The organism is Vibrio floridensis, assembly GCF_021852965.1.
GTDB classification, from domain to species: Bacteria; Pseudomonadota; Gammaproteobacteria; order Enterobacterales; family Vibrionaceae; genus Vibrio; species Vibrio floridensis.
Genome location: NZ_JAKGCY010000010.1, coordinates 100,367 through 121,977 on the forward strand (window position 1 = coordinate 100,367; position 21,611 = coordinate 121,977).

The window sequence follows — 21,611 nt, forward strand, 5'->3', positions numbered from 1 at the left end:
AAAACGCTCAACAAACCAATGAGTAACAGCTTGATGAATCAGTGGACTAATTTTGAACAGTGGAGTCAGTACATTCCTTCTGACTCCTTCCTCTTTAAACTCCTTATGGCGCTGGTGCTGCTCGCCGCGTATCAGGTTGTCAAAAAAATCACCAACCGTGCGGTGGCCAATTTGGCCCTCTCAAAGGGTGTGAATAAGGCAAGGCAAAGCTTTATTCAACGGGCGTTTAACACCGCGTTACTCTTTCTGTTCGCCTCGATTTTTTCGGTGATCGCAGGAATCGGATACGGTGATGTGTCGCTGTTCCTCTCTTCTATCTTTGCGGTCTTAGGGGTCGCCTTCATTGCTCAGTGGTCAATTCTTAGCAATGTCACCGCAAGTTTTTTGATCTTTTTCGTCTTCCCTTACAAAGTGGGCGATCGAATCAAAGTGGTGGACAAAGATGAAGACATAAGCGGGGAAATTCTCGATATCAGCATGTTCCATGTGCTGATCAAGCACGATAATGGCCATGTGATCACCTACCCCAATAACTTGATGTTGCAAAAAGCGGTGCTTAAGTTAGGGCAAAAACAGCCACAAAGCGCCAAATCAACCGCTCGTCTTTACACCAGAACCAAGAAAAAATAGCACTGCGCGTTGCCATTATCCCAACAACAAAGCCCTGTTCTCTTGCAGACGACTTGTCCTGCGAAGAATAGGGCTTTTTCATTGTGCGAGTTGGGGAGTTAAGTCACGAAAAGCTCAAACAGTGTGCTTGAGCATCGTGGTCATTCGCGGCGTTGTATCACGAAACCCCTACGGCAAGGCTTGTGCGTCAAACGTGGCAGGCACGATACGAGAACCATTGTTTTCAACAATTTCCATAATGCCTAAATGAAGCTCCTGCGCCGCCACTTGATAGACAGGTAAGCTCTTGCTGCCAATGTAGGCAAACACGTTAATCTCTAAACCATGGGCACCGAATCCTCTAAAGGTCACGCGCAGCGGTTTTTTATCTACTTTTTCGTGATTTTCCAGCAGCGCTTTGATCTCTTCGATGATCTTTTTTAACTGTGCCGTGGTGGTGCTGTAATCCAAACGAATGTCTGTTTTAAAACGGATTTTTTCTCGTTCGGAAATGTTCTCAATTTCCATCTCAGCCAACTTGGCATTGGGCACATGGATCACGGTGCGGTCAATCGTTCGCACACGCGTACAGCGCAGGCCAATCTCTTCAACCGTGCCACGAATACTGCCAAAACTGCAGAAGTTACCTACTTTAACGGGAGCCGCAGAGTAGAGCGTCATGGTACCGATGAAGTTCTCCAATGACTGCTTCGATGCCAGTGCCAACGCAACACCACCAACCCCCATCCCCGCTAACAATGCAGTTGCGTTAAAACCGTGATACTCCATCCAAGAAAGCACAGCAAACACGAGTACGATAATGCGAAAGAAAGTAAGAAATGGCCTCACCATCGCGGCACTTTGCTTATTGCCTTTGCCAATCAAACGCTCGCGCATCGCATACTGCAATAAACCGATGAGCGCCCACCCTAACCACAAGCTGGAAATGAAAAACAGGTAACCGTTATCAATAAAGTCTCGTGCCGTTACGGTAAGCGTCGTGTTGGAGAGCAATGAGTGATCCAGCCCCAACGCCAAGAAAAAAAGCAGTGGGCCAGAAAAAAGATTGGCTAAATCCTCTTTCATCTTCATTTTGCTGCGCCGGACCAACCAACTAACCAAAAGAGCGAATGGGGTAATCACTAAGAATGACGCAACAAGATAGGAAAGCAGTAACGCGATCTCCCACAAATTAAGTTTGAAAACATATCCACGTGGCACGTTCTCAATAAACCACTCGCTGAGTGGTCCATAACCCAGTTCTTCATAAAGTTTGGGTACCATCGACACCGTGGCATTGGAGATTTTCCAAATTTTTCCTAGGCTTTTACTCGGTACTTGCTGCAACAACAAGGTAATATCGGCATCCTTGATGGTGATGATACCAAACGAGTCTCGATATTCAGGGAGAAAATCCTCTTGTGCACCAGCGGGCGTGTCATTGATCTCCTGCAAATTAATCCAAACGTTACGCTCAATAATCGCGTGCAGCTGACGGGCGTACTCTTCGGCTTGATTTGGATTCAAATGAGAGGGCAAATAGCGCATATCAAGATATTTCGCCGCCTTGGCATAATTTTGCGCATACGCAGATTCCAAAAAGCCATTCAACGCGCCGCGAGGCGTGTCGCGTTGTAAGCTGTCTTTATACTGATAGGGCAACGAGAGCTCCGCATCACTGGCGGTGGTCGCACTGACATTTTGCTCTTCTGTCATGCCAAGTAATAAGCTACTGGGAATCGCCACTGCGATTGAGGGAAAAAAACAGAGACAAAGCAATGCTGCTTTAAGCGCATTTAAAACCATTTCACGTCCATTTGGGTTAGCAATCACCACTGAATTTTATCGTCCTATTCCACCTTCTGACCAGAAATAGTTAACATTGTGAATGAGTTGATGCGTTATATGGGATGAGCCAAATCTCTACTTCTCTATCCAACGTTCATTTAAAAACCATCCACCCCATCATCGCTCAGTTCCTTTGCGATCTTGCTTTCTGCCTTCCCTTACGACACAGATAAAGATTTTTCTCTCCCTGAGATTCTCTAGTTACATCCTCTCTGTTCGCTGCTATGATTCGGCCCATATAGTCGGGGAGCCATTAGGCTGAGATCGCAGCGCGAGACCCGTAGAACCTGATTCAGTTAATACTGACGTAGGGAACTATTGTGAAGCGGGGGCGTTTTCGTCCATGCTCTATCATCTAAACCGTGATAAACACAGTTCCTGTACGTCTTGTCATAGGATGCAAGATGATACTGACTTCTCTCAATCGACCTTCCATTCCCACCGTTTTAACCATTGCAGGCTCAGATAGCAGTGGAGGAGCTGGCATTCAAGCCGATATCAAGGCCATTTCCGCGACTGGCGGTTATGCGTGCTCTGTGATCACCGCTATTACCGCTCAAAATACTCAAGGGGTCACCGCTGTATTCCCTATTCCTGAACAACATATTGCTGCACAACTTGATGCGGTGTTTTCAGATTTAAATGTCCAAGCCGTAAAAATCGGTATGCTGGCAGATAGCCAAATCATTCAACTTGTCGCAGACAAAATTCGTCACTATCGCCCTTCAAATGTCGTGCTTGATCCTGTGATGATATCCACCAGCGGGCACGCCTTACTCGAACCTAAAGCTGTATCAGCACTCAAGCAGGAACTCATTCCGTTGGCCGATATCATCACGCCAAACCTACCTGAGTATGTGGAACTGACTGGCCAACCTTTACCCAATAGTGAAACCGAAATGAGCGAAGGGATCTCTGAGTTAAAGCGTTTGGGCTGTCGCAATGTGTTGCTCAAAGGAGGGCATTTAGAATATGGGGAAAACAGCAGTGATCTCTTGATCACCCCTGACGTGTGTGAGTTTATTCGCAGTAAAAGACACGCAACTCGCAACACACACGGCACCGGATGCACACTTTCATCGGCCATCGCATCGTATCTGGCCCAAGGACATCGCCTGCACAAAGCGGTGTTTCTTGCGAAACAGTATATATCGCAAGCCATTTCACATGCTGACGAACTTTCTGTCGGCAAAGGAAGAGGGCCTGTTAACCACTTTTTTGCTGGGCACATGCATGTTCGTTGAATTATGAAAACTCATCTTTCTTTTATCCACATGATTTGACAGCAACTTGATATAGAGGAACGACCCCGTCGCCTATAATCAGCGTTTTTCATCACATAAGCCATTTAATGAAAACGCTACTGATTGCCAAACGCCAACGATTACTGGCCCTGACTGTTTTGAGTTTGGGCCTTGTACCGATCATTATCTTGGGACAACATATCGACCTGTTCTCTCATGTCTCCGATGCAAACGGATTACTCTTTTCACTGCTCACCGACTCAGCAGGCAGCAAAGGCTTCATCATTACGCTTATCGCCTTTTCCCTACTGGCCTTATCGAAAACAATAACAAGGGCTGCGGTAGTAAAACAAATGCCTATTTTGGTTCTATTGCTCTTACTCAGTTTTGTCGGTAAATCTGCTCTCAAACTCGGGACCGAAGTACCTCGCCCCTATACGGAAGTCATCAGCACACACCAACTGATTGATTCGCCCGGTGCTTTCTATCAGTTAAGCCGACTGCAACAAAACGAGGTCATAAAACGCCTTGATGGTGAAGTGAGTCAATGGCGACTTCAACATTGGTTAGGAGAAACTGACTATTCTTTCCCTTCAGGTCACACTCTATTTGCAAGCCTTTGTGTTGCTTTCTTTGGTGGTATTTTTCTTAACCAAAAACGCTATTTGGCTTTGACGTTGACGCTCACTTGGGCAATAGCTGTGGCATACAGCCGCTTGTGGTTGGGTATGCACCACCCAGCCGATCTCTATGGCTCATTGGCATTTATCTGCTTGGTGGTCTTGCTTCTACCCCACTCGCTACCACTGCCTGAGTACATTGAGAAAACTTTGTTGGATAAGGGCATCATCGCTTCCGACGAAAACTCAAAGAGACAAGATTAGGCAAACGGTAGAAATGGGGATCAATAATGAAGCAGTAAAATGACAAAAACTGAATAGTGTTCAAAATGGGAGAGAAAAGAAGGTCGATTGGTAAAAGTAGGACAACCAAGCGACCAAAAGCTATTTAAGCTAAGTTAGTTTTACAACCAAAGCATAGAAAGTGTTGTCTGTGAGGACCAACTCACTGAGACGGGGTCATTATAGCGACACGAATTGGAAAAGAAAGAAATAAAACCTATCATCCGTTATTTACTGTTTTTTTTGTGATATTGACATAAGGAATAATAGGCTATTTATTGCAAAGAACACTTTCCTTTAAAGCTCAGCATATCGGGCAGCTAATATGGACGATTGCGTAACCTATCGCCATATAGAGCGCCTTCTCTACTTCTTCTTGATCTCCTGAAATTCGGCTCATTAACGACTGTCGCCCTTCTGCACTGCAAATCATTTCACCAACATTTTGGATCAGATTTCTAAACATACGGTCTTCGTTCACTGCCTTCACCCAAGAGCTGTAAAACTCGTCAGGTGATGAGAACTCAAGTGCTTGAACAATCTGTTCAACAGCTTTCGGCTTCAGCTCACCTAATAATTCTTCTTTACGCTTAAAATGGCCATTAACGCAGGAACGACTCACCCCTGTTTTTTCTGCAATTCTGCTGTAGGTGAGATGCTCATACCCTTCCAACAGGAGTATTTTAAATGAGGCATCAACGATGGCTTGACGTGTTTTTTTGGCCGTAGCTTGACTAACTCTTGGCATAATCCCCTCCTGCTAAAAGCAGGCAAATCCTATCGCTTCCCTGACGTTGGCTCAAGGTCCTAACAACAAAAAGTGGTCCAACTTTAGCGGAATCCTTTCACATATCATCCGTTATTATTATTATCAATAAGGCTCAAAAAGCACAAGAAACAATCGATATGCATCAATTATTGATACCAATAAATCTAGACAATATCATTTTATAACCACCTCGCCACCCCAAAAATAGAAGATAACATCCTATATTAATCATCCAGGATCAACCCATTTGTTTAATGAATACTAACTTTATCAGTACATATAAAAAATCCCTCACAAAAAGGTGAAGGATTGAATGAAGATATCAAATGTTCAATGATGTCGAGTTGTCAGCACTGCTTAGTCAAAGATCTCGCATCAATATTTCAAACTCTTCTTGAGCGTCTTCAACAAGATGTCGTAATTCTTGCGCGTCTGCCTTCTCAAGCATCATTTTCCAAGGCGAACTTAGCTTTTGGCACTCGATGACCACACCATGGCTATGACTGGAGAAAGACAAATGCTCAAAATCAGCAACGTAGTGTTTCTGTTCTCCCATCATCTCAACATCAAGCTGACCAACAGGATTGATTTCAACGTGCGCATATTGCTCTGGCTTGGTGCTGACCCGATATTCCCTATGTACCGTAATCATGATTCCCTCCAAACATTTTTGTAGCAACCCAACATCAGTGTAGAAGAGAAAAACACAACCCAAAGAGAAATCACCCCTTATGTTGATCCAAGTTAAGAAAGCACCGACTAATGCGCTATTCGATATAGCAACTCACCGTAAGGAGAAAATCAGCCTAAAACTTGCTGTTTAATGATGTGCATAACCCCAGCCTCACGATTACTTGGCGCTTCAAATCGTGCTATTTGCTTGACCGTTTCGTGAGCATTCGCCATCGCATAGGAATGGTAGCTCTGTTTTAGCATTTCAACGTCGTTGAGATAGTCACCAAAACTCATCGTCTGCTCGTAGGTGAAACCCAACGATTGTTGCAAGTACTTAATCGCCGCCCCTTTCGACGCCTCGGCATGCATAACGTCGAGCCAAATCTTCGCGCTGATCACCACCTGATGCGTTTGACCAAATGCAGCATTCATTGTTGGAAAAATCTTTTCTTGTGAGCCATCGAAATGACAAATAGCGACTTTGATAAAAGGTCCTTTTACCTCGAGCAAATCGGGCACTGACTGACAACGGTGGTAATATTTGCTGATCTCTTGCAAAGCACGCGAATCGTCTGTTTCAACGTAAGCAGAATCTTTGCCACACAAAACGATATGAGCGCCTTTGACTGAACGCGCAGCTTGAATAATCTCAGCGATGTCATGATCATCAATCACACAACTGTAAAGTTCTTTGTCTTGATGCATCACCAAAGTGCCATTTTCAGCAATAAACATCATTTGATCTTTGATGGGTTTGAAGGTCTCAAGCAAACTATAGTATTGGCGTCCAGAAGCGGCCGAGAAAAGTATTCCTCGCTCATCAAGCGCCTGGAAAAGTTCAAAAAACATCGGGTCTAACCGGCCCGATTCGTCTAACAAGGTACCGTCCATATCGGCAGCAATAAATTTGATTTCTGGTAACGACATTTCATTCAAGCTCAAATGGATAAAAACGCTGTCATGTGAACAGAAATTCGCTCAAATGTACAGAGCACGTAGGGTAGCGTGCTTACTGCTAAAGTGTCTTACTCAATGAATAGACGCTACCTAAACAAAGGGAGCATGCGCTTAAATTCAGCCGTTTTTCCATCTTTTAGTAGTTCGAACAAGCACATTTCCACCCCCGTCAAAGCGATGCCATTGGCTTCAAATTTTCTCAATGCTAAGGCTTTGTTCTGCGGATCTCGAGACGATACCCCATCACATACAATATGGGCTTCAAAGCCTTGCTGCTTTAAGTCCATTGCCGTTTGATAGACACAAATGTGCGCTTCAATGCCGCATAGTAACCACTGCTCTACTTTGCACGCTTGGATGGCATTGCAGATAGCTGCTGTACCGCATCCAGAAAAAGTCGATTTATGCAATGGTTCAAGCCCCTGCAACGCATTGGCGATAGGCGCAACCGTAGCACCTAAGTTTTCAGGGATTTGTTCCAACCAGATGATGGGCAGACCCAAAATTTTTGCCCCTTCAATCAACTTAGTGATGTTGGTGATCATCTGTTCACTTTGATCCACCATCTGCGCCAGTTTCCCTTGCACATCCACTACAATTAGCCCAGTTTTTTCTTTCTCTAGCATGCTGACCTCTATCCATCCAACCCGTCTGTTTGCTTTCACTATAGCTTGCTTTTCAGTTGCCTACATCACGACCAAAGGCCAATAAGAGCTGTGCATAAATCAAACAAACAGACACGCGTGACTTTTCCTGATGCTTTTTCCGCAGTAACATACTTCTGCTGACGTGCTGTATGAGACAGACGTTTGGCTAAATTATTTTTTATTCTCAGGGCGGGGCGAAATTCCCCACCGGCGGTATACCGAATGAGGTGAGCCCGCGAGCGCTCGATTCGTCGAGGTCAGCAGATCTGGTGAGAGGCCAGAGCCGACGGTTATAGTCCGGATGAGAGAGAATGAAACTTCACCAGTGCCTTCTGGCTCTGGTGCATTTCGTTTTGGAAGAAACACTTCCAGCCTCATGCTGCCCTGATTCTGGTGATTATTAGGAGTTAACCATGAATCAGTCATCTCTACTCGCCGAATTTGGCGATCCGATTACTCGCGTTGAAAACGCTTTGCTTGCGCTCAAAGAGGGCCGTGGCGTACTGCTGCTCGATGATGAAGATCGTGAAAACGAAGGCGACATTATCTATTCCGTTGAACACCTTACTAACGCACAAATGGCGTTGATGATTCGCGAATGCAGCGGCATTGTGTGTTTGTGCCTCACCGACGAGCACGCCAACAAGTTGGAACTGCCACCCATGGTCGTTAACAACAACAGTGCCAACCAAACCGCGTTTACCGTCTCCATTGAAGCAAAACAAGGTGTCACCACTGGTGTTTCTGCACAAGACCGAGTAACCACCATCAAAACCGCTGCCAACCCGTTAGCAAAAGCAGACGACTTAGCGCGCCCGGGTCATGTCTTCCCGTTGCGTGCCCGTCCAGGCGGTGTGTTGGCTCGTCGCGGTCATACCGAAGGCACGGTTGATCTGATGCAAATGGCCGGATTACAACCTGCGGGTGTATTGTGTGAGTTGACCAATCCTGATGGGACCATGGCCAAAACGCCCGAGATCATTGCCTTCGGCAAGCAACACAATATGCCAGTGCTCACCATTGAAGACATGGTGATGTACCGCAATCAGTACGACCTCAAGTTGGCGTAAAATACCTTCAAAGATACTGTATGAATAAGGCCAGCATTGCTGGCCTTATTGGTCTCTTGTTCTCTTTTTATCTAAACGAACGTCCTTTCAGCGGTAACTTGACCAGATGGGCACTCGAGTGAGGCAACGGGCAAATATGACGAACGTTCTTTAACCCTTCAAAGTCTTCGGCATTGAAAGCATCTTCTGCTTTGAGATCTTCACACAAATCATTAATCAGCTCCTCAGTCACGTCCCACATGGTAAACATATGGACGTATTTTCGTGTTTTACGGCCTGTTTCTGGATCTGGCTCGTCGATCTCTTCCTTGGCTAACGAGTATTTAAAGATAATATCGTCCTTTGGCTGGCAGAAAATAAGCGACAAAGAGAGCGGTGTCCGTTGAAGCCACAACCCTTTTGGAACACCACTATCAGGTTTTTCTTTTTTCCAATACTTCGCCACTTCTTTCAACTTTTTATAAGCGTATTGCGCCATCTTCTGTCCGCGCATCGCCAGTTCAATCTGCTTTTCATAGCTGTGTTTGGCAAAGTAATCCCAAAGAATCAGAGGGGATATACCGCTACGGGAACCCGCAAAAGTAGTATCGGGAGAACCAATATAGGTTGGGTTATCCGGTGGCGAAACCATAAACTTGTGCTTGGTCATGTAAACCCCTGTCGGCCAAGGTGCACCTGGCCACTTATGGCCACTGGTGACAATCGAATGCACCATTGGGTTGCGGAAGTCGAAGTCTGGCCCGGTGTCAAAATGGTTCTTTTTAAAAAATTCTTGATACTCGTCCACGTTCGCTGCCATTTTAACAAACGGCATATAGCTCGCACCGAGCGCGCCGTCCACGTGAATCCAATAGCCGGAACGCGTTTCCGTTTTCGACGGATCACGAGGATCAATAGGCACCTCACGTTCGAACATCTTGTGCTTTCTCAACACGGGCTCTAAAGCTGCAGTTGCCTTATTGATATTGTCGTAAGCCCCTTTAAAAGTGGTGCCATAGTTAAGCACCACAATGATCGGGTGGCCTTTGCGAGCAAAAAAGTCTACCAGTTTGACTAACTTATCGACGTCGATCGCGCCGGAGCCAACTGGCAAACCTTCTACTGGTTCTTCAGAGGGCACTTCAGCAGGCCAAACTTCGCCTTTGGCAAGTGGATTGTCTTTTGGATACAGTCGGTTGCCCAATGATCCAAAAGTATCGATTTTCTCAACCGCCATCGCTTTGACAATCGAGTAATGCGTGTCCTCAGAGAAAAATGCCACCGGTGTATAAGCATTTGGATTATCGTGCGCTGCCTTTGGATAATGCGCATAGCGTTGAGTTCTAATTACCGTTCGGCCTTGGGGATCCTCGCCACAAATTTGGTCGTCTAACAGGGTTTGTCCAGAGAGATAGTCACGCGCATTGAGCATCGCATACAAGTTGCCCTCTGTGCTGCCCATCGTCAGCACGTACCCCCAGTAACTTTCAGGATCACCTCGTTCCCAACTGCCATCGTCTTTTAAATACGGGCCTTGAGAAGGCCATTTAGCATTCCACAGTGAAGCGAAATAATCGAGTACCATTCGTTCGACAAACTTCGTATTGATGGTGTAATTGCCATCCACAAATGGGTCACCCACGTTGTTCATACTGATATCTAAAAAGGGGGCAATCCGCTTTTGATACTCGATATTCTCTTCGGTTTGATAGCCTAAGAATCGTTCTTTTTGTCGATTTACATAGTGATGCACTTCGGCAAAGGCGTTTTTTTGTTGATCATCAGTTTGGCCGTTTGGTGGGATCTCAAAGTCTGCTTGGCGAATCTCATTCACTTCAAAATTAAAGAATTGATTTGCTCTGCGGTAAACTTCTGTCGGGTCGGCTTCCGGGGGTGAAATCAACCCTTGTGCAAAATCAGGGACCTGCTTGTCCCAAGGCAATTGATCCGGTCCATAAGGGATCTCCTCGTCACAAGGGAGTTTATCTGGTCCGTAGCCAATTTTAGCGTTGTGTTTGTTTTCCATATTCATACCTATCTTATTGTTATGGTCTTCCTCAGACCCAGCCAAAACAAATATGAACATAGTTGCTTACATTAAAATTGCCATCGACAAAAAAGGCGACCCGTGGTCGCCTTGTACTCTGTTTTATCTTGCTTTACAGCTTCAACAGATAATTCACCAATTCATTGTATTCTTGAATTGTCGTGATTTTGTCCGCTTTCACGATGTACTTGTTATTTACGATCACGCCGGGAACACCCGTTAAGGTACTTTCCTTAAACTGCTTATCAAAACGCTTTTGCATCGAGTTAACAGCAAAGCTGTTGTAAGCCGCATCGTATTTCTTTGCGTCAACACCATTATCGATAAAGAGTTGGCGAAGTTCTGCTTCCGTTTTTGGCGCATTTCTCTTGTCATGAATTTGCGCAAACATAACGGGTACCATGCTCTTTTCTGCATCCAGCGACACCATGGTGGCATACGCTTTGGCGACAGGGACTCCCATTTCGCCCCCCATAAAGGAAACATGCACTTTCTCAAATCTTGCCTCTTCAGGCAGAGATTTCTTCATGCTTTCCACCACACCCTCAAAGCGGTAACAGTGTGGGCAGTAGAAAGAGAAATATTCCGTCACGACAGGTTTCTGCGATTTGGCGGTAGGTAATACGGAGTAATGCGTGCCTTGCTCAAATTTCGCTGCGTAAGCCGATACACTCAGCAAAAGCGCTGAGAGCATGAAAACAAATTTTTTGATCATGTTAATACCTTGAATAATCGAATTGTGGTTATAAATTTCCAAACATTAAACAAGGGAAGAAATCGGAGGGCGAAAGCGCTCTTCTTGCATCGAAGTTGCTTTGGCAGATTGATCTTTCGACATCAATGCCAAGGAATAGTCTTGTTGAAAAGCCCCGTGACTGCCTTTTGATGCGGGCATTTTACCAATGCAAACCGAATGGCAACCATGAGAGGGTTGCTGACTTTCCAACTGAATCTCATGATGAACGTCTGGGCAGTTGGACTCCTGTACGTGTTCCACCGTTTCAGAAGAGAGCAACACCGTATTTTTGACGATTTCTGTCGATGCCAATAGCGTCAGCATCAAAGCCAACACAACCACAAACGGCATTTTTAAAATCGAATACAAAAGTGCTCTCTCCTTGGGTTCCAGCGTTGGCATTAGAGTAACAACAAAAATCCAGACAACAAAAGCTTATCAGCAAATAACTCAGTAAGACTCTCTCTCTGCCTGTCAGTTCCCTATGCCTATCACAATCTTTACGAACAAGCTTCGGTAACTTGCAAACGCTATGAAACAGGAGTAATACTTATGCCGTTGTTATGAGAAATATAAGGATATTGTTATGTTAAAAAAACGCTTTTTCAAAACCAAAGACGAAGTTGAAGTGACGTTTGAGGTTCAACAAGAAAACTGGGAAAGCGCGCACGTTGTTGGGGAGTTTAACAACTGGAAGCCAGAGCCTATGACTTTGGTGAAAAAAAGTGGCTTATTTAAATTCAAGACGCGCCTGCCGAAAGAACAAAAAGTGGAGTTCCGCTATCTGTTCAATCAAAACCAATGGGGTAACGATCCGCAGGCTGATGGCTATGTTGCCAACAGTTTTGGTAGCGACAATGGTTTCGTCTTGACCAGCGAATAATGGCCAATCAATGGCCACTCTATCGAGTTGAAAGGCGCAAAATGCGCCTTTTTTCATTGAGTTTTTGCTCAGTCACTCTACTATGCAAAACACGGCAAGGAGAGCCGAATAAACAACAAAGGAAATGCGATGTACTGGATTGTCACCAAATACTTAATCACCGCCGCGATCGTGGTGTTTATTTCTGAGGTCGCCAAACGCAGTGACAAAGCGGGCGCGCTTATCGCCGCTCTCCCCACCGTGACCATTCTCGCGCTGATTTGGATGTACCTTGAAGGACAAGGTAATGAAAAGCTGACGAATCACGCCTACTACACATTTTGGTATGTGCTCCCGACGCTTCCCATGTTCCTGATTTTTCCGTATCTCATGGAACGATTTAGCTTCTGGATTTCCTTATTTTTTTGCGCACTGATTTCCATCAGTTCCTTTGCCTGCGTGGCTTTCATTGTTAAACACTTTGGCATCAAGCTGACTTAATACTCTTTTGTAACTGACGAAAATAATCGCTGGTGAACTCGATAAACGTTCGAATGCGCTTAGGTTGATAACGATCACGATGATACAGCGCAGAGAACGCCACACTTGGAATATGCCAATCCTCAAACACTTCTTGCAGTAAGCCTTGTTCTAGTTCTGGCATACAGTAAAGCGTGGGTACACGAATGATGCCGTTTCCGGCCAAAGCCCCTTTCAGCATCACTCGGCCATTTTTGCAGCGCAGTTTCCCACGGACCTGGCAATCTGATGTTTGCTTGGTTTGCCGATGTTGGAAGGTCCAGCGCGTCACCGAGCCCGTTAAACAAGCGTGTTTATCCAGTTCTTTCGGATGTTCAGGTCGTCCGTGCGTCGCTAAGTAGCTGGGGCTGGCATAAGTGCCCATTTCCACATCAATCAGCTTGCGGGCGACAAAACCAGAATCTTCCAGTTTGCCCATGCGAAACGCGATATCAAATTCATCCTCAATCAGGTCAACACGATGGCTGCTAAAATCCAAATCCACTCGTACTTGCGGATATTGCTGCATAAACTGACCCACGACCTCCGCAATCACCTCTTCCCCTAAGTAACCGCCCACACAGTTAATCCGGATTTCACCCCGAACGGCTTCAATATCATCGACCGCGGCCAATACCGCTTGATCAATGCTATGCAGCGCCATCTCACACTGAGCAAACAGTGCTTTTCCCGCATCCGTTAATTTGAGCGTGCGCGTGGTTCTGATCAACAACGTCACCCCCATTTGCTTCTCCAGTTGGCTAATTTGGCGAGACACATGCGAGCGCGATACTCCCAGTGCTTCTGCGGCTTTGGTGAAATTGCCAAGTTGTGCGATCAGCACAAAGGAGCGGATATCCGCGAGGTTGATCTGTGTTTGCATCATCGGTTTCTCTTTTCTTTTGATGTTTTATTGTTGCCATATAACAACAGAGTTTCAACTAAGTCGATATATATCAACAAAAATTCTTTTCATAAACTACGCATCAACAAGCCAAAACGGCTTTTAAAGAGGATCACAAAATGAAAAAGTTAGTCGTTATTACAGGTGCAAGCTCTGGTATTGGTGAAGCCATCGCGCGTCGTTTCAGTGAAGAAGGTCATCCACTGCTGCTCTTGGCACGCCGCGTCGAGCGCCTAGAAGCGCTTAATTTGCCAAACACACTTTGTGCTCAAGTGGACGTGACCGATAAAAACACCTTTGATGCTGCGATTACTCGTGCAGAAGAAATCTATGGCCCGGCGGACGTATTAGTAAACAACGCGGGTGTGATGTTACTTGGCCAGATTGACACTCAAGAAGCGAATGAATGGCAACGTATGTTTGATGTTAATGTCCTTGGTTTGCTAAATGGTATGCAAGCGGTGCTAGCGCCAATGAAAGCACGCAACAGCGGCACTATTATTAACATCAGCTCGATCGCAGGTAAGAAAACCTTCCCAGATCACGCGGCATACTGTGGCACCAAATTCGCTGTGCATGCCATTTCTGAAAATGTGCGTGAGGAAGTGGCGGCCTCTAACGTGCGTGTCACGACCATTGCACCGGGTGCGGTCGAAACCGAATTGCTTTCACACACCACATCGCAACAAATCAAAGACGGTTACGATGCATGGAAAGTGGATATGGGTGGCGTGTTGGCAGCAGACGATGTCGCGAGAGCCGTGTTGTTTGCCTACCAACAACCTCAAAACGTCTGTATTCGTGAAATCGCTCTAGCACCGACCAAGCAGCAGCCATAACCGCTCATGCTTATCGCACCACAAAGGCCTGCAACTACGCAGGCCTTTGCCACAGTTGCACATTCTGATCCCATCGCTGCGCAATAAAATCAATAAACTGACGCACCACCGGGGTTTGATAACTGCGAGAAAGATAAACAGCCCACAAGGAAGATGAAGGCAAAGTATAGGGGGTCAATAGCGCGACAAGCTTACCCTGTTGCAAAAGCGGATTGGCCAAATCACATGGCAAACGGATCACCCCTTTCCCTGCCAGCGCCGCACCTAATAAGGTACTGAGATCATTCGCCCGAATATTGCCTTTTACGGATACTTCTGAGATTTGATTATCGGCAACGAATCGCCATAAGTGGGTACTCAAATGGACTAAGCAATTGTGGTTGGCTAAATCTTCCGGCACGACAATGGGCTCATGCTCATCCAAATACCCTGGTGTCGCACACACGACCGCATCGATATCCATCAGTTTTCTCGCAATTAACGTCTCATCGGGTTGATCGGTATATCGCAAGGCGACGTCTACGCGCTCATCAACCAATTGCGAAAAGCGATCAGAGGCCAAGATGTCAACCATTACAAGCGGATGCAACTCGGTAAATGCACTGACCGCATCAATAAGATGGTGCTGCGAAAAACCAATCGGAGCAGAAATGCGAATCGACCCCGTTAGCGAATCTCGGCTTTGAACCGCATCCAACTCCAAAGCCGCGGCTTCATCTAAAATGCGCTGGCATCGAATATAGGCTTGTTCGCCTGCGTGCGTCAGGCTGACTTTTCGAGTCGTGCGATGCAGTAAGCGCTGTTGAAGCCAGCTTTCTACTTCTTGAACATGCCGAGTCACCTGAAGCCGACTTAGCGATAAGGTTTCCGCTGCTTGGGTAAAACTGCGGCAATTGGCCACTTCAATAAAACTTTTAATGGCGTCGAGTCTGTCCATTTCCATCTCTATTAGATCGGTTTATTGAAACAATCTATATCATTTAAGTTTATTTATCCCGATATATCTCATGAGTAGACTCTCTCCATAACGAAACCTCATAGAACCGGAGAAGAGAAATGAAAATAGCAATATTAGGCGCAACAGGTTGGATCGGCAGTACTCTTGTCAACGAAGCACACGAACGCGGTCATGATGTGATTGCTATCGCTCGCAATCCCAATGCCATTGAACGCGATGATGTAGAGAAACGTCCATTTGACGTTCGCCAGCCACACAACCTGGCGCAAACATTTCAAGATGCCGATTACGTTATTGCCGCCGTTGGTGGCAGAGCAAACAACGATCACAGCATCGTGGCTGAAACCGCTCAATTGTTACTGACGCAGTTGGCCAACGTCGGTGTTAAGCGCTTGCTTTGGGTCGGCGGAGCGGGTTCGCTAGAAGTGGCACCCGATGTCAAACTCGTCACCGTACCCGATTTTCCAGCCGAGTATAAAGCGGAAGCCTTGGCACAAGTGGAGGCACTAGAGCAGTTTCGCTCAACGTCCAGCCCTCTTGCATGGACATTTCTCAGCCCTGCGGCGGAGCTTTTTCCTGGGGAAAAACGTCATCACTACCGAGTCGGAGGCGATCAACTGCTCAGCGACGACGAAGGTAAGAGCCAAATTTCCGTGGCAGATTACGCAGCGGCCTTGCTCGATGTATTAGAAACGAACCAGTACCTCAATCAACGCATTGGCGTAGCTTACTAAACTCACCGCCAGTTCCCTCTTCAATTGACCAAGCACACCTGAGCGCATTAAGCGCTCAGGTGTGCGCCTCATTGTCTGTTGCCCCTTCAAGATCATGACAAAGTCATACAAAACGACGACATTGATTTTGTGCCCATTCTGATAACCTCCTGCTGTCAATCTCCTTGGTGGTCATTTATATTTGAAAAGGTGAAGTGAGTCGTATAATTTCTCGTTTCATATCAGTACTTCTGATGACGTACTCAATATAACAACAAAACAAAGCATAGAATGACACCATGGTAGAAGACCAGAAGTTGATCATTGTTGAAGATGACATCAAGCTCCAACAGATGTTAAGTGACTATTTTATGTCACAAGGATTTTCAGTGATCACCGTTGATAATGGCACGGATGCACCTGAAACGATCCTCAACGAAAAGCCTGCACTCGTCCTGCTTGACCTGATGTTACCTGGTCAAGATGGGTTGAGCGTGTGTCGGCAAATTCGCGACGCCTATAATGGAAAAATCCTGATGTTAACCGCCAGCGATGACGATTTCGATCACGTTGCTGCGTTGGAAATTGGCGCGGATGACTTTGTCAATAAACCCATTAAACCACGCGTTTTGCTGGCTCGGGTGAGGATGCTACTGAGACGACCAGAGGTGGCCGTTAACCAAGACGCCAACAACTGCCGATACGGTGCGCTAAAACTCAATCGTATTCGTCGAGAGTGCCAGCTGGCCGATCAAACCATCAATTTAACCGATGGCGAGTTTGATTTGCTCTGGCTGCTGGCCACATCAGCAGAACAAGTGCTGTCGCGGGAATCTTTGACCAAGGCTTTGCGAGGCATCGAATACGATGGCGTGGATCGCACCATTGACAATCGTGTGGTCACATTGAGGAAAAAACTCAACGATACCACCACACCACCAAAGAAAATTCTCACGGTTCGAGGCAAGGGCTATATGTTTATGCCAGACACATGGAATGAATAAACACCGAAAATGAAGCGCATTTATCTGGAAGCCTTTTTTGGCCTGATTCTTTTGTTTTTTGCCACATTATGGGGCTACGAGGTTATCGTCTATCAGTTAAATACCGACTACGATCGTGTACTGACAGAATTCGAGATCAATGCGTTTCATGATCTACTAACACCGCTGTATCAGGAAAAAGGCCAAGCCTATTTCACCGAAGCGATGGAAAATTACGCCGAAGCCACGCGTTCTATTTTAACCATCTACGAGCAAAAGCAGCTGCCAAAAGAGATTGCTGCTGTTTTTGTTGATCCTGCAATGCTGGTTTATCTGGATGATGATTTTGATGTTTGGATGCGCTTTTCCGCCAACTCGACCATCTATCACTTAGAAGAAGATCTGCAATCACCGTTAAGGCAAGCCATCGATTTTAGCGGTAATTTAGTTTGGGTGTTCTTCATTATCGGCTTTGCTATCTATTGCGTCATTTTGATTTGGTTTCTAAGCCGCCGAGTTCGTGAGTTAGAACGCGTAACATTGGCTTTTGCATCGGGTGATTTGTCCGCGCGAGCCCGTACCACCGCCCGGTATTCCGTCGGCTCCTTGAACAAAAGCTTCAACGTCATGGCGGATAAGATCGCCAACCTGATCACCAGCAACAAGGTTTTGACTAATGCTGTGGCTCATGAGCTACGCACACCCATTTTTCGTCTGCAATGGCAAGCCGATTTACTTGCCGACTCGCCACTCAACGAGAAGCAACAAAAATCGGTTTCCAGCATGGTGGAAGACATTGATGAAATGGAAGCCATGGTAGAAGAGATGCTCTACTACGCAAAAATGGAAAGGCCCGAAGCTCAGTTGCACACACAGGCGATTTCTCTCCAGCCTTGGTGTGAAACCCTCGTGAGAAAATGGCAGAGCGAAACCTATCATCCCATCCATTTACAGATCGACAGCTGTTGTGATCAAGCCAATGTTGATCCTCACCTTGTGAAAAGAGCGCTCGACAATTTGGTGCGTAATGCGATGCGCTACACCCAAACACAAGTTCGCATTCAAGTGACACACACTGCCGAGCAGTTGGAATTTCAAGTACACGATGATGGCAAAGGCGTCGCCGAACAAGATTGGCCTTACCTGTTCGATGCCTTTTACAGCGCCGACAAATCGCGTAACAAATCCACCAGCGGTTATGGCTTGGGATTGGCGATCGTCAAACAGATTTGCCAGATTCACAACGGCAGTGCACACGTTGCCCATAGCCCGCTGGGCGGTGCCTGCTTCATCATTCGTTTTTCCCTCTAACACAGAATGATGCCCTCGGCATCATTCACCTTACCAATCTTACAAAGCGCGACAATTCATTACACGTGCGTGACTGATTTCCATAATAAAACGCTGTACATTTCAACCTAGTCATTGATAGAAGTGATAACAAGGGCAACTTTACGTTGTGATTCTTACGTTACTGGTGCCGAAACGCGCAGTTGACGAGCGTTGAAGTCGCTTAGCGACCGCTAACTACTCATTTGCCACAACCAGCTTTGAGCTTCCCATTAATAACAAGTAGTAGGGTTATATTTTGAAACCAGGAAAAACAGGTATTCGTCGTATTGTCGACGCAACGGGCTATTCAATGAAAGGCTTGAAAGCCGCATGGATTAACGAGGCTGCTTTTCGTCAGGAAATTCTTCTGACCGCCGCGCTAACCATCACCGCGTTCTTCCTCCCAGTGACGACCATTGAGCGAATTCTCATGGTTTCTAGCTTATTGTTGGTGGTTATTGTTGAGCTGATCAACTCTGCGGTAGAAGCCGTCGTAGACCGCATTAGTGACGATTGGCATGAACTCAGCGGCCGAGCGAAAGACATCGGCTCTGCTGCCGTCTTCGTCGCCTTAGCACTAGCGCTGTTTGTTTGGGCGAGTGTATTGCTGTGACCACAATAAATCGAATCAAAACCTTGTTTAATCGTGAATGCTCTTACACCACATTCACTTTGGTGCTGGCGATCTATTTCGCCACCCTCGTTAATTTGCCGATTTACAAAGAACTGTTCGGCATCATTAGCCACCTCGACTCTGTCAAGGTGGGTTTTGTAATTTCAGTCCCTATCTTCTTCCTTGCGGCATTGAACTTCTTGTTCAACTTATTCAGTTGGCCTTGGCTAAGTAAGCCTTTCTTTGCGGTGCTGCTTCTGCTCTCTGCGATGGTAAGCTATGCCGGCTACAACTATGGCACTTTGTTTGATTACGGCATGATTGCCAACATCATGGAAACAGACAGCAGCGAAGCAGGATCATACCTCAGCACATATTCTGTCATCTGGACCTTGTTGATGGGCGTAGTACCTGCGCTGTTGGTGTGCAAACTGAATTTGAGCCTATCAGGCTCTACGCTGCACATGGTGGCGAAGAAAGCAGCGAGTATGCTCGCCTCTTTGGCCGTGATCGCGGTGATTGCAGGCCTTTATTACCAAGATTACGCATCTATTGGGCGAAACAATAGCCATCTGAAAAAGATGATCATCCCGACTCAGTATGTGTACAGTGCCACAAAGTATGTTCGCGATACCTACTTTTCCACACCGCAGCCCTACCGCCAATTGGGCCTTGATGCCAAACAGTCAGAACAGGCTCTACAACAAGCGGAGCAAAAGCCGACCTTGCTGGTTTTTGTCGTCGGTGAAACGGCACGTTCGCAAAACTACCAAGCGAACGGTTATGCCCGTCCTACAAACCAATACACCAACGAATTGGGCATGATCTCATTCCAAGATGTCAGCTCATGTGGCACCGCAACCGCAGTCTCCGTACCTTGCATGTTCTCTAACATGACACGCTCAAACTTTGATCGCCCAACGGCAGATAATCAAGACAATGCACTGGACATCTTAAACCGTGCAGGTGTGTCACTTCTGTGGAAAGAAAATGACGGTGGCGACAAAGATGTGGCAAAAAACATTCCTCTGTTTACCGTCGATCGCTCTCGTAAAGATGCGCTTTGTAATGGCAGCACCTGCTATGACATGGCGTTACTGGAAAACTTCGAACAGGATGTCGAGAATCTAAAGGGGAACCGTGTGTTGGCTCTACATTTGATTGGCAGCCACGGCCCAACGTATTTCCAACGTTATCCGAAAGACAAAGCGGCCTTTATGCCCGATTGTCCGCGTGCCGACATCGAAAACTGTTCGGTAGAACAGATCGTCAACACTTACGACAACACCATCCTCTATACCGATTATGTATTGAGCCAAACCATCAATAAGCTCAAGGCACTTGAGGAGCGTTACAACACGGCGCTGATTTACGTTTCTGACCACGGGGAATCTCTTGGCGAGAATGGTTTGTTCCTACATGGCATGCCTTACAGTTTAGCCCCGGAATACCAAACAAAAGTACCGCTGATGCTTTGGATGTCACCGGGTTTTGCCCAGACAAAACAGATCAATGCTGACTGCCTTAAGCAGCAAGCCAAGCAAACCGATACCTACTCGCATGATTACATTTTCCATTCACTGCTCGGCGTGATGGATGTGAGTACCAGTGAGTACGATGCCACCCTTGATCTCTTTATGCAGTGTCGTGCTCAATAAGGACAAATAAAGAGCAATATTATACTAGGGGCCTAAATTGGCCCCCTTTGTTTTATGACGTTTTTATTTGGCTTACCCGCTTCTCGTTCATCTCAGATTAATCTAGTCTATGGATACTCAACGCTTCATTTCACTGGGTTTAGGAACACATATGCGAACTCTCGGAAATATTATTTGGTTTTTGTTTGGCGGCGTTTTTATGGGGCTCGCTTGGTGGTTTTTCGGCATTTTGGCTTTTATCAGTATCATCGGGATCCCGTGGGGAAGAGCGTGCTTCGTCATCGGTAATTTCTCCTTCTTTCCTTTTGGTTCAGAGGCGGTCTATCGTGACGAACTGACCAATAAGCGCGATATTGGCACAGGACCACTAGGGCTCATTGGCAACGTGATTTGGTTCTTGGTCGCAGGCGTGTGGCTGGCCATTGGTCATATTCTCTCTGCTGTAGCGTGTTTTATTACCATCATTGGTATTCCATTCGCGCTGCAACATCTCAAACTGGCGGTGATCTCACTGGCACCGATTGGCCAAACCATCGTGCCGGTCGAAGTGGCGGAAGCTGCGCGATACCACAACCGCAGCCGATAATAAGATTGCAGCCAGTGCTCAAAAAAACACCTTTGTGACACTGACGACAAAAACACCTTCTTTTTTAGAAGGTGTTTTTTTATACACCTGCCCATTTCGTGACCGGCTAGATGCTTTGTATAACAAAAGTGGCCAATCGTTGTGATTCCGATCTCTCATCC

General features: G+C 46.3%; 23 protein-coding genes and 2 riboswitches. Of the genes, 13 read left to right on the forward strand and 10 right to left on the reverse strand.

From position 1 onward, the window contains the following. Positions 1-33: 33 nt before the first annotated feature. Complete coding sequence (locus LZU85_RS15040) at positions 34-630, forward strand: mechanosensitive ion channel family protein (RefSeq protein ID WP_176299601.1); 597 nt, start codon at positions 34-36, stop codon at positions 628-630. Positions 631-798: 168 nt separating this feature from the next. Here LZU85_RS15040 and LZU85_RS15045 read toward each other — a convergent pair whose 3' ends face one another. Next, positions 799-2,415, reverse strand: coding sequence for a mechanosensitive ion channel family protein (locus LZU85_RS15045; RefSeq protein ID WP_237287516.1), 1,617 nt, complete (start codon positions 2,413-2,415; stop codon positions 799-801). Between the two features lie 275 nt (positions 2,416-2,690). Continuing rightward, positions 2,691-2,788: riboswitch (TPP riboswitch) on the forward strand. 73 nt (positions 2,789-2,861) lie between these two features. Between LZU85_RS15045 and thiD the strand changes: the two genes are divergently transcribed. Next, positions 2,862-3,701 (forward strand): bifunctional hydroxymethylpyrimidine kinase/phosphomethylpyrimidine kinase, encoded by an 840-nt coding sequence (thiD, locus tag LZU85_RS15050; protein ID WP_237287517.1) that lies wholly within the window; start codon positions 2,862-2,864, stop codon positions 3,699-3,701. Between the two features lie 107 nt (positions 3,702-3,808). Continuing rightward, positions 3,809-4,585 (forward strand): phosphatase PAP2 family protein, encoded by a 777-nt coding sequence (locus LZU85_RS15055; RefSeq protein ID WP_237287518.1) that lies wholly within the window; start codon positions 3,809-3,811, stop codon positions 4,583-4,585. A gap of 322 nt (positions 4,586-4,907) precedes the next feature. On the opposite strand, the gene LZU85_RS15060 is transcribed toward LZU85_RS15055, so the two are convergent. The 4 genes from LZU85_RS15060 to LZU85_RS15075 form a co-directional block, all read right to left on the reverse strand. After that, the gene (locus LZU85_RS15060) at positions 4,908-5,351 is read right to left on the reverse strand and encodes a TetR/AcrR family transcriptional regulator (RefSeq protein WP_176299605.1); all 444 of its coding nucleotides are present in this window, start codon (positions 5,349-5,351) and stop codon (positions 4,908-4,910) included. A gap of 382 nt (positions 5,352-5,733) precedes the next feature. After that, positions 5,734-6,024, reverse strand: coding sequence for a hypothetical protein (locus LZU85_RS15065; protein WP_176299606.1), 291 nt, complete (start codon positions 6,022-6,024; stop codon positions 5,734-5,736). A gap of 149 nt (positions 6,025-6,173) precedes the next feature. Further along, positions 6,174-6,974, reverse strand: a complete 801-nt coding sequence (locus LZU85_RS15070; RefSeq protein ID WP_237287519.1) for a Cof-type HAD-IIB family hydrolase — start codon at positions 6,972-6,974, stop codon at positions 6,174-6,176. Between the two features lie 116 nt (positions 6,975-7,090). After that, positions 7,091-7,630, reverse strand: a complete 540-nt coding sequence (locus LZU85_RS15075) for a hydrolase (protein WP_176299608.1) — start codon at positions 7,628-7,630, stop codon at positions 7,091-7,093. Positions 7,631-7,827: 197 nt separating this feature from the next. Then, positions 7,828-7,968: riboswitch (FMN riboswitch) on the forward strand. A gap of 96 nt (positions 7,969-8,064) precedes the next feature. Here LZU85_RS15075 and ribB point away from each other — a divergent pair. Further along, complete coding sequence (gene ribB, locus LZU85_RS15080; protein WP_017791512.1) at positions 8,065-8,721, forward strand: 3,4-dihydroxy-2-butanone-4-phosphate synthase; 657 nt, start codon at positions 8,065-8,067, stop codon at positions 8,719-8,721. Positions 8,722-8,788: 67 nt separating this feature from the next. Here the strand turns inward: ribB and LZU85_RS15085 are convergent, their stop codons facing one another. The 3 genes from LZU85_RS15085 to LZU85_RS15095 all read right to left on the reverse strand — a co-directional run bounded on the left by LZU85_RS15085 (position 8,789) and on the right by LZU85_RS15095 (position 11,852). Continuing rightward, a complete protein-coding gene (locus tag LZU85_RS15085; RefSeq protein ID WP_237287520.1) occupies positions 8,789-10,726 on the reverse strand; it encodes a PLP-dependent aminotransferase family protein in 1,938 nt (645 codons plus the stop codon). A 133-nt stretch (positions 10,727-10,859) separates the two neighbouring features. After that, positions 10,860-11,462, reverse strand: coding sequence for a thiol:disulfide interchange protein DsbA/DsbL (locus LZU85_RS15090; RefSeq protein ID WP_237287521.1), 603 nt, complete (start codon positions 11,460-11,462; stop codon positions 10,860-10,862). Between the two features lie 45 nt (positions 11,463-11,507). Continuing rightward, the gene (locus LZU85_RS15095) at positions 11,508-11,852 is read right to left on the reverse strand and encodes a hypothetical protein (RefSeq protein WP_237287523.1); all 345 of its coding nucleotides are present in this window, start codon (positions 11,850-11,852) and stop codon (positions 11,508-11,510) included. A 217-nt stretch (positions 11,853-12,069) separates the two neighbouring features. Here LZU85_RS15095 and LZU85_RS15100 point away from each other — a divergent pair, with 217 nt between their 5' ends. Together LZU85_RS15100 and LZU85_RS15105 are read left to right on the forward strand one after the other, a co-directional pair. Next, positions 12,070-12,366 carry an isoamylase early set domain-containing protein gene (locus LZU85_RS15100; RefSeq protein WP_176299609.1) on the forward strand — a complete coding sequence of 99 codons (297 nt, stop codon included), beginning with the start codon at positions 12,070-12,072 and terminating at the stop codon, positions 12,364-12,366. Between the two features lie 129 nt (positions 12,367-12,495). Then, the gene (locus tag LZU85_RS15105) at positions 12,496-12,846 is read left to right on the forward strand and encodes a DUF3147 family protein (RefSeq protein WP_011082296.1); all 351 of its coding nucleotides are present in this window, start codon (positions 12,496-12,498) and stop codon (positions 12,844-12,846) included. Here LZU85_RS15105 and LZU85_RS15110 read toward each other — a convergent pair. Beyond that, complete coding sequence (locus LZU85_RS15110; RefSeq protein WP_047111756.1) at positions 12,833-13,747, reverse strand: LysR family transcriptional regulator; 915 nt, start codon at positions 13,745-13,747, stop codon at positions 12,833-12,835. The two genes, LZU85_RS15105 and LZU85_RS15110, sit on opposite strands and share 14 nt — an antisense overlap. Before the next feature lie 140 nt (positions 13,748-13,887). Between LZU85_RS15110 and LZU85_RS15115 the strand changes: the two genes are divergently transcribed. Beyond that, a complete protein-coding gene (locus tag LZU85_RS15115; protein ID WP_011151671.1) occupies positions 13,888-14,607 on the forward strand; it encodes an SDR family oxidoreductase in 720 nt (239 codons plus the stop codon). 34 nt (positions 14,608-14,641) lie between these two features. Here the strand turns inward: LZU85_RS15115 and LZU85_RS15120 are convergent, their stop codons facing one another. After that, positions 14,642-15,544 carry a LysR family transcriptional regulator gene (locus LZU85_RS15120; RefSeq protein ID WP_237287524.1) on the reverse strand — a complete coding sequence of 301 codons (903 nt, stop codon included), beginning with the start codon at positions 15,542-15,544 and terminating at the stop codon, positions 14,642-14,644. Between the two features lie 119 nt (positions 15,545-15,663). Here LZU85_RS15120 and LZU85_RS15125 point away from each other — a divergent pair, with 119 nt between their 5' ends. The 6 genes from LZU85_RS15125 to LZU85_RS15150 all read left to right on the forward strand — a co-directional run bounded on the left by LZU85_RS15125 (position 15,664) and on the right by LZU85_RS15150 (position 21,450). Next, a complete protein-coding gene (locus LZU85_RS15125) occupies positions 15,664-16,299 on the forward strand; it encodes an NAD(P)-dependent oxidoreductase (protein ID WP_237287526.1) in 636 nt (211 codons plus the stop codon). 278 nt (positions 16,300-16,577) lie between these two features. Then, positions 16,578-17,282: a response regulator gene (locus LZU85_RS15130; protein WP_237287527.1), complete on the forward strand. Its 705-nt coding sequence runs from the start codon at positions 16,578-16,580 to the stop codon at positions 17,280-17,282. 9 nt (positions 17,283-17,291) lie between these two features. Next, positions 17,292-18,572 (forward strand): ATP-binding protein, encoded by a 1,281-nt coding sequence (locus tag LZU85_RS15135; RefSeq protein WP_072615870.1) that lies wholly within the window; start codon positions 17,292-17,294, stop codon positions 18,570-18,572. Between the two features lie 277 nt (positions 18,573-18,849). Further along, complete coding sequence (locus LZU85_RS15140; protein WP_011082289.1) at positions 18,850-19,206, forward strand: diacylglycerol kinase; 357 nt, start codon at positions 18,850-18,852, stop codon at positions 19,204-19,206. Continuing rightward, on the forward strand, positions 19,203-20,864 hold the full coding sequence (locus LZU85_RS15145; RefSeq protein ID WP_237287529.1) for a phosphoethanolamine transferase: 1,662 nt from the start codon (positions 19,203-19,205) through the stop codon (positions 20,862-20,864). The genes LZU85_RS15140 and LZU85_RS15145 overlap by 4 nt, the downstream gene beginning before the upstream one ends. A 151-nt stretch (positions 20,865-21,015) precedes the next feature. After that, on the forward strand, positions 21,016-21,450 hold the full coding sequence (locus LZU85_RS15150; protein WP_011151663.1) for a YccF domain-containing protein: 435 nt from the start codon (positions 21,016-21,018) through the stop codon (positions 21,448-21,450). Positions 21,451-21,611: the final 161 nt, after the last annotated feature.